The 12,269-nt window shown below is 70.3% G+C and carries 9 protein-coding genes; 4 read left to right on the top strand and 5 right to left on the bottom strand.

Translation table 11 applies throughout. From position 1 onward, the window contains the following. The first annotated feature begins 95 nt into the window (after positions 1–95). The 3 genes from ABZ865_RS39870 (at position 96) to ABZ865_RS39880 (ending at position 4,607) form a co-directional block, all read left to right on the top strand. Positions 96–545 (top strand): DUF3761 domain-containing protein, encoded by a 450-nt coding sequence (locus ABZ865_RS39870; protein ID WP_361241705.1) that lies wholly within the window; start codon positions 96–98, stop codon positions 543–545. 140 nt (positions 546–685) lie between these two features. Then, entirely contained in the window at positions 686–2,458 is a 1,773-nt protein-coding gene (locus ABZ865_RS39875; RefSeq protein WP_361241708.1) for a TerD family protein, read from the top strand. A gap of 94 nt (positions 2,459–2,552) precedes the next feature. Further along, positions 2,553–4,607 carry a competence protein CoiA family protein gene (locus ABZ865_RS39880; protein WP_361241711.1) on the top strand — a complete coding sequence of 685 codons (2,055 nt, stop codon included), beginning with the start codon at positions 2,553–2,555 and terminating at the stop codon, positions 4,605–4,607. A 35-nt stretch (positions 4,608–4,642) separates the two neighbouring features. Here the strand turns inward: ABZ865_RS39880 and ABZ865_RS39885 are convergent, their stop codons facing one another. Next, a complete protein-coding gene (locus tag ABZ865_RS39885) occupies positions 4,643–5,149 on the bottom strand; it encodes an amidohydrolase family protein (RefSeq protein ID WP_361241714.1) in 507 nt (168 codons plus the stop codon). A 163-nt stretch (positions 5,150–5,312) separates the two neighbouring features. On the opposite strand from ABZ865_RS39885, the gene ABZ865_RS39890 reads away from it, so the two are divergent. Beyond that, entirely contained in the window at positions 5,313–6,092 is a 780-nt protein-coding gene (locus ABZ865_RS39890) for a D-Ala-D-Ala carboxypeptidase family metallohydrolase (RefSeq protein WP_361241717.1), read from the top strand. A gap of 108 nt (positions 6,093–6,200) precedes the next feature. On the opposite strand, the gene ABZ865_RS39895 is transcribed toward ABZ865_RS39890, so the two are convergent. From ABZ865_RS39895 to ABZ865_RS39910, 4 genes are all read right to left on the bottom strand, one after another. Next, on the bottom strand, positions 6,201–6,917 hold the full coding sequence (locus tag ABZ865_RS39895) for a carbon-nitrogen hydrolase family protein (protein ID WP_361241720.1): 717 nt from the start codon (positions 6,915–6,917) through the stop codon (positions 6,201–6,203). A 199-nt stretch (positions 6,918–7,116) separates the two neighbouring features. Continuing rightward, positions 7,117–9,864 (bottom strand): phosphoesterase, encoded by a 2,748-nt coding sequence (locus ABZ865_RS39900; protein ID WP_361241723.1) that lies wholly within the window; start codon positions 9,862–9,864, stop codon positions 7,117–7,119. 5 nt (positions 9,865–9,869) lie between these two features. Next, on the bottom strand, positions 9,870–11,228 hold the full coding sequence (locus tag ABZ865_RS39905) for an ABC transporter permease (RefSeq protein ID WP_361241726.1): 1,359 nt from the start codon (positions 11,226–11,228) through the stop codon (positions 9,870–9,872). Then, the gene (locus ABZ865_RS39910; RefSeq protein WP_361241729.1) at positions 11,225–12,172 is read right to left on the bottom strand and encodes an ABC transporter ATP-binding protein; all 948 of its coding nucleotides are present in this window, start codon (positions 12,170–12,172) and stop codon (positions 11,225–11,227) included. Before ABZ865_RS39910 ends, ABZ865_RS39905 begins: the two co-directional genes overlap by 4 nt. Positions 12,173–12,269 lie beyond the last annotated feature (97 nt).

Here is a 12,269-nt window from a genome sequence, read left to right on the forward strand (position 1 = left end):
CGAAGGCGTCCGGATCTTCCGCAGTGGGGGGTCGCCACGTGAGTCAGAACCAGCCTGGGCCGCCATGGGCCGTCCGCCCGCCGGAGCCCGTCCGCATGCCTGACATCCGCCCGTTGCACAAGCGCAAGCGCGTGTGGGCCGGCGGATTCACGCTGTTCGTCATCGGTGCCACGATCGCGAGCGGGGGTTCCAGCGAGGCCAGTTCAAGTGCCACGCCGCGCCCCAGAGTCACCGTCACGGCGACCGCGACCCAGACGGCCGCGCCGGCTCCCACGGTCACGGTTACCAGAACGGCCACGCCGCATCCCACGGTGACCGTGACCAAAACGGTCAAGCCGGCGGCAGCGACGACACACCAGTCGAGTTCCGGTACCTCCGGAAGTGGTGGCAGTAGTTCGTCGTCGGGCGGCTCCTCCAGCTCCGGGGGCGGAACGTCCCACCCGGCCGGGGCCACCGCCCTGTGCAACGACGGCACGTACAGCTACGCCGCCCACCACCAGGGCGCCTGCTCGCACCACGGCGGTGTGGCCGTCTTCTTCAGATAGAGGAAACCATGGCTTTCGGCTTCCGTGTAGGTGTGCCAGGAATGAGCGTGCGGGTCTCGACCCGGGGCGTGCGCGCATCCGTCGGGCCCCGGGCCGCGCGTATCAGTGTGGGCAGCGGTGGCACGCGGATCTCCTCCGGAGTGGGCCCTCTCTACGCTTCGAGCTCGCTGGGCGGGGGACGCCGCACCGGCACGAACCGCACGAACCGGCGGCGGACCGTCGCCCCCTCACCGGCGCAGCTGGACCGTGCCCGCCGCCAGGCCGAGCGGGCTCAGCAGGAGGCACAGCGCGATGCCGCGATCGCCCAACTGCAGGAGCTGCGGCAGCAGACGACCAGCGTGCACCTGCAGTCCTTCACGCCGATCGCGCCGCCGGTGGTGCCGGGGCCCCCGCAGCTGGGCCTGGCCTGGGCCCTGGCGGAGGCCCAGGCCCACCATCTCGCGGGGCTGGGGATCTTCGCCCGCGCCGAGCGGGCTGCCGCCAAGCAGCGGGCCGAAGCGGACGCCCCGGTCTACCTCGCCGCCGAAGAGGCCCGCCTGCACGGCGTCCACGAGCGGCTCGCCGCCGAGGCCGAGCAGTGGTGGCGGTCCCTGCTCGGCAACGACGAGGAAACCGTGTGCGAGGTGGTCAACTACGCCTTCTCCGACAATCCTGCCGCAGGCTGTGCGGTGGGAGTCGACGGCTCGGTCCTCTCGGTCGTGATGCGGCAGCAGGACATCGACACGCTGCCCGACCAGACGCCCGGCCTCACCCCCAGTGGTCGCCCCACCCTCAAGAAACTCACCAAGAGGGACCGCACCCTGTGGTGGCTCACCTCCATGGGGTCGAACGTCGTCGCCACGCTGAAGGAGGCGTTCGCCACCGCGCCCGGGATCACCGCCGTCGACCTGGCCGTGCTCACCCGCCTGCCCGACACCCAGCGGCTCGGCTTCGTGGTCTACGGCCGGTGGACGCGCCAGGCCGTCGAAGCCGGGCCCTGGCGGGAGGCGAACGACGCCCTGCGGTTCCTCGACATCGGTCAGGACGTCGCCTGCGCGGTCACCACCACCGCTTCCGGGAACCTGTCCAGCACTATCAAGCCCTTGGACACCAGCCGGCTGCCCGGGCTGCAGAGTCTCCTCGACCACGCCCAGGATGACCCGGACTTCGGCGATGCCACCCTGGCGGACCTGGACGGGGACCTCCGCGCCAACGTGCCCGGCGCACACTCCGCTCCCCCACCGGATCACTACCGCATCCGCCCCTTCGCCGACTGGAAGCACCAGTCGACCCCGTCGCCGCCGCCGTCCATGACACCGGGCCACACGCCCACCACGCCGGGCCCCACGCCCGCCCCACCGAACCAGGCGCCCGCCCCGCCGAGCCACGCCCCTGCGACCGTGCTCGCACCGGGTCAGAACCTGGTGCTCCCGGAGGAAGCCCGGCAGGGGATGCACATCGCCTTCAGCTTTGCCGGCGCCGACGCCGACCTCACGCTCTTCCTGACCGACGCGGGCGGCCGGGTCACCTGCGATGAGGACTTCGTCTTCTACAACCAGCCCTCGGCCGCCGGGGGCGCCGCCCGCCTGCTGGGCAAGCAGGCCGAAGGCCCGTACGCCGTCGAACGCGCGGCCCTTCACCTCGCCGGGCTGCCCCAGCACATCCAGCGTGTCGCCATCGCCGTCAACATGGACGTCGCCGCCGGTCTCACCTGCGGCGCCCTCACCCACGCCGCTCTCCGCGTGGGCTGCGTCTCCGGAGCGGCCTGGACCTTCCAGCCACCCGCCGACCCCGGCATTCGCGCCATGGTCGTCGCCGAGCTGTACCGGCACACCGCCGGTGGACAGCCGGTGTGGAAGTTGCGCGCGGTCGGTCAGGGCTGGGCGGACGGTCTGGACGGACTCGCCCGCGCACACGGCGTCGACATCGAGTAGCGCTGCGCGGCATCCCCCCACCAGGAGCCACTGAGCGACACCACCCCGGCCACCCCGCCCTTGCCCTTGCCCTTGCCCGAAAGTGACCCACCCGATGCAGCCGTTCGAGGAAGACGACACCCGTAAGGTCCAGACCGCCGTGGTCGGTCATCCCGGATCGGACGAACCCGTCTTCCTGCCGTTCGACCACGGCGAGTTCCCCGATTTCGTCGCCCGGTACCCGGACCGGGAGTTCTACTGCGGCTCACTTCTCGGCGGCTGCGGCAAGAGACTGTCGGCCAAGCGCTACACCAGCAAGAAGTGCCACTTCGCACACCACCCTCCCGTCAGCTGCCGCCGTACCGCGAACAACGAGTCCAGCGCGGACCACCTCTACATCGGGCAGGCTTTCAAGCAGTGGCTTCAGCAGCAAGGACAGCGTGACGTCACCGTCTCCTACGACCTGTTCGACGCCGGCTCCGGCGGCTGCATCACCATCTCCTTCGACCGGGGCCGCCGTACTGTCCGCGTCCAGTTGGACCGCATGGAGTGGAAGTCCTGGCTCGTCGACCGGAAAAAGCTGAATCGGCGGACCGGCGGCAAGGCCGACTGGGTGTACGGTCCCGACAGCATGCTCGCCCACAACGAAGTCGACGCTGAGGGCTACGCGCTCCGGGTGCAGTGCCGTACGGCCGGAAGCACCCGCGAGGTGCAGATCGGAACGCAGGTCCCCGGGCACACCATCGAGTGGACCACCCTGGACCGCTGCCGCCTTTCCGACTTCAAGATCGTCACCCCGTCCCTGGAGGAGACGGACGACGGCATCCAGGTACGCGGGCAGCGTCCCGCACCGACCCCACCATCGCCCGCTGCAGCCCCTGCGTCCGCTACGCCCCCGGCGCTCACTCAACCCGTGACGTTCCAACTAGCGCCCGGGACCGTGGCGTTCACCGGAGCTGTGCCTGTGGACCAGGCCCATGATGGCCGGTGCCTCTACGACGCGGTCGTCCAGTCCACCGGATCGGCGGTGGCTCCCGCCCGCATATCGCTGCCCACAGGGACGGCCGTCCCGGACCACGACCAACTGTGGGTGCTGCTCGGCCCCACAACGCTCCTGCTACCCGCTCCCGGCCAAAGCGGCGAGCAGGCCGCCACGTGCGTCATCACGGCCCAGAGCATCGCCCGACTGGAAGACAATGCCCAGGAGTTGTGGCCAGGCCTGCGTCCTCCCGGCTGCTCGACGGCTATGGTTCCGGCCGTCGTTCCGCCTCCTACGACCTCAAGGGCCGTCGCGGACCAGGCTGCGCCGTCACCGACCCCCTCGCCCAGCCCTGACTCCCCGCCCGGTCCCAAAGCTCCGTCGGCTCCCGAGCCCCGCAAGCAGCCACCGGCACCCCAGAAGGAATCAACGGTGAAGTTGTCCGGGCCCGAGAAAGAGGCCAGGGCGGCCTTGGACGCGCTGCTGGACCAAAGCCGCGACGCGAGAGAGGCGGGCAACTGGGGCGCCGTTCGGCAGACGGCCGGATATCTCGCCATGCTCCGGGACAACCCCACCGTCGTAGCGGCAGTCCGGAGTGAAGCGGCAGCCGAGTACGACGTGTTGTCGAGGTGGACCGGAGAACGCACCGTCTCGGGCCATCAACTGGGCCACCTGCTGCGGAGACTCAGGGATGAGGGCGAGACGTTGCCCCTGGCCGCGCTGCGTCGCCTGGTCGACGACGCCGAAGCGGAAGCGGACCGGCTCGACCGCTACCTCACGGCCGACGAGATCGCCGAACTAGGCCGCTGGCGGGACGAGTTGGCCAGACGCTCAGGACGCCTCACCCTGGACGCCCTCGAGCGTCTCGGAGACAGCGTGCGCTCTGTCCTTGAGTCGTACGCCCGAGCCGGAGCCGTCGTCCCCTGGGCGACGCTGAGCACCGAGGTGGGAGGGAGTCTGCGTGACCTCCACCCCGAGGACCAAGTGGAAGTCCTCGTCCAGGCGGACCGTGACACGGCGGACGACGAGCCCCCGCTGTCCGCCCTGGTCACCGATGACGACTCCCGCATGCACTCCTTCTACGCGCAGATCCTGGACTATCTGGATCGCCCCGTACCGTCGGAGGCCGACTTGCCGGGACAGTGGAGCACCGACGTCCAGGAGCTGCACCGGATATGGCGCCTGCACTGACCCCGGGACCACAGCGGGCCGGGCCCGGGGCGGCGTCATGCGCGGTGGACCACCTCGCCGCCGACCATGACGATCTCGCACACCGTGCCCGGGATGTGCTCCGGGTCGACGGCCAGCACGTCGCGGGAGAGCACGACCAGGTTGGCGACCTTGCCCACCGTAAGTGAACCGCGTTCCCTCTCCAGGAAGTTGGCGTACGCCGAACCCATGGTGTAGGCGTGGATCGCGGTCTCGATGTCCACGGCTTCCTCGGGCATCCACGCCGCGCCCCCGCCCAGCGGGCGCCGGGTGACGGCCGTGCACAGACCCACCATCGGGTCCATCTCCGCGACGTTCCAGTCACTGGAGAAGGCCAACGTCGCGCCGCTCTGCTGCAGGCTGCGCAGCGGCCAGGCCTTGGGGCAGCGGTCCGGTCCCACGTTCTGGGCCAGGAGGCGTGGCCGTCGGTGTGCGGCGTCGGGCCGGCGGGCCGCGGCGGCCTCGGCTGGGTCGGCTTGCCCCCCGTGATCAGACCGACCCGCCGCGGCGCCCCTGAGGTCCATCTCACTCGGCCCCGCACCGTTGCGGCCATGACGATCGGCTTCTACCGTTTACGCGCGTCAACCCCTTCCCGCTGAGGCGCTGTTGGTCGATCAGCGCCCCGGACACGCCCTTGCCGTCGCACAGCAGCCGGCGGTAACCGGAACCCAGCAGAGGAGACACACCATGCACGTGCCACACCCCCACGCTTCGAGCACCGGCCGCCGCACCCTGCTCCGCGGCGCGGCAGGCCTGACGGCCGCGGCGGGACTCGCGGCGACCGTCACCCTCGGCTCGGCGGGCCGGGCCGCGGCGTACGGATGGACCCGTACCCTCCAGCAGGGTTCCTCGGGTTCCGATGTGACGGAGCTGCAGATCCGGGTCGGCGGCTGGGCAGCCTCCGGCGCCCAGCAGACCTACGTCGCCTGGGACGGCAGTTTCGGCCCGGCGACGGACGCCGCGGTCAGACGGTTCCAGTCGGCGTACGGCCTGTCCGCGGACGGCATAGTCGGCCCGCAGACCCAGAGTGTGCTCAACAGCCTGGAAAGCGGCGACGGTTCGACCGCGCACTTCGAGTGGAGCGAGTTCTACTCCCACGACGGTGCCGGATTCGGCGGCGGCAAGGTCGGCTCGACCGCGGTCAAGGAGAACGTGCGCCGTCTGATGTACAAACTGGAGGCACTGCGCAAGAAGGCCGGCAACAGCGCGATCACCATCAACTCCGGCTTCCGCAGCGTCGCTTACAACGCCTCGGTGGGCGGTGCGTCCAACAGCATGCACTGCTACGGCGTCGCCGCGGACATCGTGGTCTCCGGCTACACCACCTACCAGACCTACAAGATCGCCGAGACCTGCGGGTTCTCCGGGCTGGAGGCCTACACGCACTCCTGGCAGCACGTCGACAGCCGCGTCCAGTACCCCTCCTACGGCTCCGGCTCCTGGTGGTGGGAGAGCGGCACCGTCTGACCGTGCGCGGCGAACCGCCGGACGTCTGCCCGCCGGTTGCCCAGGCTCGCCGGGGCTACCTCCACTCCGGTGCCTAGACGCGCGCACGACGCCCCCACGGACCGCCCCTCAGCGCACACGCTTGCTGAAGACGGCCCGCGCAACGTCATCGGGGGCGACGCCGGCCTCGGCGATCAGCTTCCCTTCAGCGGACCAGATGCCCGATCGGCCCGACGTACGGTCGAAGCCGCCGCCGGTCGGGCCCGCGAAGGCGGCCGTGGCCACCCAGACGCCGTGGTCGGCGGCGACCCGGCGGGCGCGCTCGCCGTGGAGCCCGGCCTCGTGATCGGCGTGGACGACCCCGGCCACGTAGCCGTCCATCCCCAGCGCGGCCGTCCTCGCGGCGTGCTCCGGAATGCCGGTGTCACGGCAGACGGCAAGCCCCAGCCGCCAGCCGGCCACCTCGACCACGGCAGGCTCACCCGGCACGAAGTGGAGCGCCTCGCTGCTGTGCAGGTAGACCTTTCCGTAGACGGCGCGCGCACCGTCCCCGTCCACGGCCAGGATGCCGATGCGCGGACCGGGCACGGGAGCGCCGACCAGGGCGAGCGTCCGAGCCTCGGCACACGCGGCGACGATGGGCGCCAGCCGTTCGTCGTCGGGAGCGATCGGATCCGCGTCCAGTTCGTACCCCGTCAGCGACATCTCGGGGAACACCACCACCCGCGTGTGCGCCGCCCGGACGGCCTCCGCGTGGGCCTTCGCGTTGCCCGTGACATCGTGAGCCACGCACCGCGGCTGCGCCACGGCGACACTCAGCAACTGCTCCACCCCGACTCCCGACATTCCATGGCCCGACACCACGCCGAAGCGCCGGCGCGGATCCCCGAGCACCGCTCGCCGAGACTAGTCGACATTGATGGTGAAGGGTCGGTGGCGGGACCTGGCCAGGCCCTGTCGCATGCTCGGCCCGACGCCTCTTCTGCGCCTGACACGAGCACGGCCCCGGCGGTAGGACGCCGGGGCCGTGGGCGATCAGGCCAGGTCAGCCGTCAGACTCCGAGGACGGGATGTAGGCGCCCGGCACGTCGTCCGGCGCGTAGATCTTGTGCTCGCCGGGGTACGGCGTGGACCAGTTGTGCGTCTCGTACCAGGTGAAGTGGTTCATCTGCTCGGGGTTCGCGAAGTCGGGAACGGCGTGGATGCCGGTCAGCCGCTGGTGCGACTTCCACTTCTCCCACTTCGCCACGAGCTCCTGCTTGTCCGCCGGCACCCGCTCCGGCGCCACGGCCGCCGCATGGGGGTTCTGCGCCGCCGGGGTGTCCGCGCCGCAGGCCGGCAGGGTCTTCAGACCATCGGTCAGCGAGACCCGGTTGGGCTGCGCCGTGAACGGCGTGAGGTCCTGGTGCCGGGTGAAGGCCCCGCGCATCGGGGTGGCCGCGCTGTCCTTCTGGTTCATCGGGTGGATCCCGAGGATCTGCTCGACGGTGCGGATCATCGTGATCTGCGAGTAGTAGCGGCTGTCGACGACGCCGCGCTTGGCCCAGGGGCTGATGATCTGGACCGGGGCGCGGTGGCCGTCGATGTGGTCGAGTCCGTTCTGGGAGTCGTCCTCGACGACGAAGATCGCCGAGTCCTTCCAGTACTTGCTGTGCGAGATCTCGTCCACCATCTTGCCGACCGCGAGGTCGTTGTCCGCGACCGCGGCGGACGCGCTCGACGGGCCACCGGTGTGGTCGTTGGAGAACCAGAACATGTTCAGGTTCGCCGGACCGTTCTTCTCGAAGTCCTGCTTCCAGATCTGGTACTTGTAAACGTCCGGGACGTTGAGGTCGAACAGCGGGAAGCCGGGCACCGAGACCTTGTTGAGCGAGGGGATGGCCGAACCCGTCTGGATGGGATAGGCGGTCTGCTGCCCGGTCGCTTCCATGTTCTTGGCGTCGCAGTACAGGTTCTGCCAGGTCGCGCCGGACGGCTTGCTCTCGAACGACTGGAACTCGCCGAAGTCCTTGACGGACTTCCCGGCCGCCTGCGCACCCGTCCAGATGAACCCGGTCTTCTGGTGACCGAGCACGTCGTCCTCGGTGTCGTAGCTGCGCGTGTACTCGCCCGCGGAGGACTCGGTGTACTCCGGGTTGTCGGACTGCATCAGCCAGTTGTGGCCCTCGGCGGAGTTCGTGCCGACGTCGTAGAAGTTGTCGTACAGCCCGAACTGCTGGGCCAGCGCGTGCTGGTTGGGCGTCACGTTCTCGCCGAACGTCGTGAGCGAGGAGTCGCCGTTGCCCTGCGGCAGGTCGCCGAAGACCTGGTCGTAGGTGCGGTTCTCCTTGACGAGCAGGAAGACGTGCTTGATCGTCGAGGGATCGCCGAGCCGGACCGGGACCGGCGCCGGCTTCGCGTGGCCCGTGCCCTCGCTGACGGAGCCGTGGCTCCAGCCGTTCTGCTTGAAGACCTTGCGGGTCTCGGACCTGATGACGCCGTCGTCCGGCAGCGTGAACTGCGTCAGGCTCGACGTCGTGTCGTGGGTGCCGTGCCCGCCCTTGGTGGTGGGGCGGCGGGCGTCGATGCCACGGGTGTTGGAGACGACGACCTTCTTGCCCACGGTGGTGATCTCGGCGGGGAAGTAGTCCGTCGGGAGCAGGCCGATGTAGCTCGCCGGCTGCTGCGCCGAGGTGTACCGGTAGACGGCGACCGCGTTGGCACGGCCGAGCGTCACCAGGAGGTGACCGTCGTCGGTGAGCGTCACCGCGTTGGGCTCGTAGCCGACCGATGCCTCCGGCCACGGCTGGGTGGCGATGGTCTGTACGACCTTGTCGTTGGCGGTGTTGATGACCGACACGTTGTTGTCGGCGGTGTTGGTGACGAACACCGCGCCCTTCGTGGCGTACACCGCGCTCGGGTGCAGACCGACGTCGATGCTGCCGACGGCGGCGGACGGGTCCGCCAGGTCGATGACGCTGACCGTGCCGGTGGTGGCGGCACCGGTGTCCGGGTCGGCCGGTACCTGGGTGCCGTACGAGTTGATCGTGGTGTCGCCGGCCTTGGCCGGACGGCCGCCCTCGTTGCTGACGTAGAGCTTGTCGCCGGCCATGGCGATGCCACGGGGGGCGTTGCCCACGGCCCAGCTGTGCTTGACGGTCCCGGTCGCCGCGTCGATGGCGACCACCCGGTTCTGGCCGTTGACCGCGGAGTACACGGTGGAGCCGTCGGCCGAGAACACCGCGGCACCCACGAGCGCGCGCTTGGTGCCGTCGGCCGGGATCGCGACGTTCGTCGGGTTGGCGAGGGTGCCGTCCGCGTTGACGGTGAACTTGGTGTAGCCGTCGGCCTGGCCCAGCCACAGCTGCTTGCCGTCGGGCGAGTACGTCGGGCCCTCCTGGCCGACGGCGGCGCTCTTGATGCGCAGGTCGTCGGCCGCGTTGGTGCCGACCTTCTGCTTCACCTGCCCGGACTCGAGGTCCATGATCACCAGCGCCGCGTCACCGTCGGCGACCGAGGCCGCGAGGTGGGTGCCGTCCGGGCTGACCGCGGACGACATGATCTTGCCGTCGTTGATGACGGTGCGGCTGCCGTAGGGGTCGATGTACTGGTCGGCGGAGACGACCTGGCCGTCATCGGTGACCTGGCCGACCTGCTCGGTGCCGAACTGGTGCGTCTGGGCGACGGCGGTGCCCGTGACGGTGAGTGCGACGGCTATGCCTGTCGTCACCAGCAAGGTCCGGCGACCGACGCGTCTGCCGAAAAGGCTGATCGGCTCCTTCTCGGTGTTCCGACGCTGCCGAGTTACCTGCATGGAGATTATCCCTTCGAGGTGGTGTCGAGCAGTTCGACGTTGCCGTCGAACTGCCAGAGCGGGTTCGGCGCGTCCCCGGTCGGGGTCCGCACCAGGAAGTAGCCGTTCACTTCCTTCGGTCCGTCACCGTCGGCCACGAACCGCCCGTCTGAGGCGACGTCAAGCTGGTAGATGGCCGTCCCCTCGGCTGCGACGCCGGGGAGATGCCAGGTCACGACGCAACGCCAGTCATTGCCCGCCCCCTCGGGGGCGGACTGGCCGTCGCTCTTGGTGCATGCCGCCGTGGCCCGCAGTCGCGCCTCGGTGACGGCGGGGCGGTGGAGTTGCTGGGTCTGCATGCGGTAGAGGTGGGCGAATGCGGTGGCGAGTGACCGCTGGACCTTGGCCTGCTCGATTCCGGAGCCCATGGACGGGGTGGCCAGGGCGACCGCCGTGACCGTGAGCGCGGTCAGTGCGACCAGTGGCAGGAGTCCGGCGGTGAGCGCGCGGCGCCCGGAGCCGTCGTAGGCCAGGTTGGTGAAATCGCGCCGGAGGAAGAGCAGATACGCCAGTGCGGTCGCGAGCACGGTCCACACCAGGCTGACCACGATGCCGATCAGGAGCGGGCCGAGCTGTGCCGGGCTGGTGAACAGGCCGTTCCAGGAGATGAAGGCGTAGCCGGGCAGGGCGAGGCGCACGGCGACGGGCAGGGGCAGCATCTGGGCGACCTGCATCGTGAGTGCGACGAGCGGGGGCAGCAACAGCCCCATGGGGGAACGTCCCAGCGCCACCGACCCGAGGAGTCCGATCGCGGCGAGGGCCAGGGTCGGAGCGAGGGCGCTGACCCAGGCGAGCAGGACCCTGCCGGCGGCGTCCGAGGGTGACAGCAGGTGGCCGTCGAGACCGACCAGCGGCTGGTTGCCGACCGCCACGAGCCCGCCGGCCGTGCTGGAACAGGCCAGCCCGGCCACGAGCAGCAGGATGACGGTCAGGCTGGCCAGCGCCTTGGCCGCGAAGATCCGCCGGGGCGACCGGACCGCCACGAGCAGGTGGCGCCAGGTGCCGAGCCGGTCCTCGGAGGCGAACACGTCGCCGGCGACCACCGAGGTCAGCACCGGGAGCGCCCAGGTGCCCGCGAAACCGAGCATCACCAGCGGTCCGGCCCAGCCCGTGGCGTGCATCCAGCGGCCGAACAGGGTGTCGGAGGGAAGCGTGCTCTGCCGGCTCACGCCGGCGACGAAGAGCGCCGGCGCGATCCAGCAGGCGAGAACCAGCAGGCGGATCCGCCACTGCGACACCAGCTTGACCAGCTCGAAGCGGTAGCCGCGCGAAACCGAGACGCGGCGGGCACTGACAACGCTGTCGTCGGCGATGGTCGCGGTCATCGACCGGCCTCCTGCTGCTCGGTGAGGGCGAGGAACGCGGCCTCCAACGGCGATACGACGGGCGCGAGTTCGCGCACCGCGATGCCCGACCGCACGATCCGCGCCACCAGTTCGTCGAGGGCGGGCACCAGCGCGCGTACGACGATCACCTCGGCGTCGCGCCGTGCCCCGGTGTCGTCGACGACCCGGATCCCGGCCGCGTCGGCGGCCAGCCGGCGCGCGGCTTCCGGGTCGGAGGTGCGCAACCGGTAGTCCAGGTCACGGTTCTCGGCGGCGAGCTTGCTCAGCGGGCCGGAGAAGACCACCCGTCCGGTGGCGAGGATGGTGACCTCGGAGCACAGTTCCTCCAGGTCGTCCATGCGGTGGCTCGAGAGCACGACGCTGGTTCCGTCCGCCGCGAGCCGGTTCAGGACACCGTGGACGTGTCTTTTGCCGGCCGGGTCGAGGCCGTTGGAGGGTTCGTCGAGCACGAGCAGCCGGGGCTTGGTGAGCAGGGCGGCGGCGAGCCCGAGCCGCTGACGCATGCCCAGGGAGAAGCCGCGGACCCGGTCGTCGGCGACGTCGGTGAGTCCGACCTGGCCGAGTACGTCGTCGATCCCCGCCGACCGCGCGTCGCCGCCGCGAAGAGTGGCCAGCGCGGCGAGGTTCTGCCGGGCGGACAGCCAGGGGTAGAGACCGGGCCCGTCCACGAAGCCGGCGACACCGTCGGGGGCGGCGAGCGCCCGGCCGACCGGCGTACCCAGTATCTCGAGGCTGCCGCTGCCGCTGTCGGCGACGGCCAGGCCGAGCAGGAGACCCAGCAGCGTCGTCTTGCCGGCGCCGTTCGGTCCGACCAAGCCATGGATCTGACCTTGTGTCACATCCAGGTCGATGCCGTCGAGGGCGACGACGTCGCCGAAACACTTGGTGATCCCGCGAGCCCGGACGGCGAGAGGTTTGCCCATGAGTCCCTTCTTTCGAAGTCCTCAGGGAGGCTAGGGACGACACGCAGCGCGGAAACGGAAGTCGGGCTGAACGCTTGTGAAACGGATCGTCAAAGCA

Origin of the sequence: Streptomyces sp. NPDC047085 (assembly GCF_040643735.1) — a bacterium.
Taxonomy (GTDB): domain Bacteria; phylum Actinomycetota; class Actinomycetes; order Streptomycetales; family Streptomycetaceae; genus Streptomyces.

Coding starts and splice junctions, on each gene's coding strand:
- ABZ865_RS39870 (WP_361241705.1), top strand. CDS start 96: ATGCCTGACATCCGCCCGTTGCACAAGCGCAAGCGCGTGTGGGCCGGC.
- ABZ865_RS39880 (WP_361241711.1), top strand. CDS start 2,553: ATGCAGCCGTTCGAGGAAGACGACACCCGTAAGGTCCAGACCGCCGTG.
- ABZ865_RS39885 (WP_361241714.1), bottom strand. CDS start 5,149: ATGGACCTCAGGGGCGCCGCGGCGGGTCGGTCTGATCACGGGGGGCAA.
- ABZ865_RS39890 (WP_361241717.1), top strand. CDS start 5,313: ATGCACGTGCCACACCCCCACGCTTCGAGCACCGGCCGCCGCACCCTG.
- ABZ865_RS39895 (WP_361241720.1), bottom strand. CDS start 6,917: ATGTCGGGAGTCGGGGTGGAGCAGTTGCTGAGTGTCGCCGTGGCGCAG.
- ABZ865_RS39900 (WP_361241723.1), bottom strand. CDS start 9,864: ATGCAGGTAACTCGGCAGCGTCGGAACACCGAGAAGGAGCCGATCAGC.
- ABZ865_RS39905 (WP_361241726.1), bottom strand. CDS start 11,228: ATGACCGCGACCATCGCCGACGACAGCGTTGTCAGTGCCCGCCGCGTC.
- ABZ865_RS39910 (WP_361241729.1), bottom strand. CDS start 12,172: ATGGGCAAACCTCTCGCCGTCCGGGCTCGCGGGATCACCAAGTGTTTC.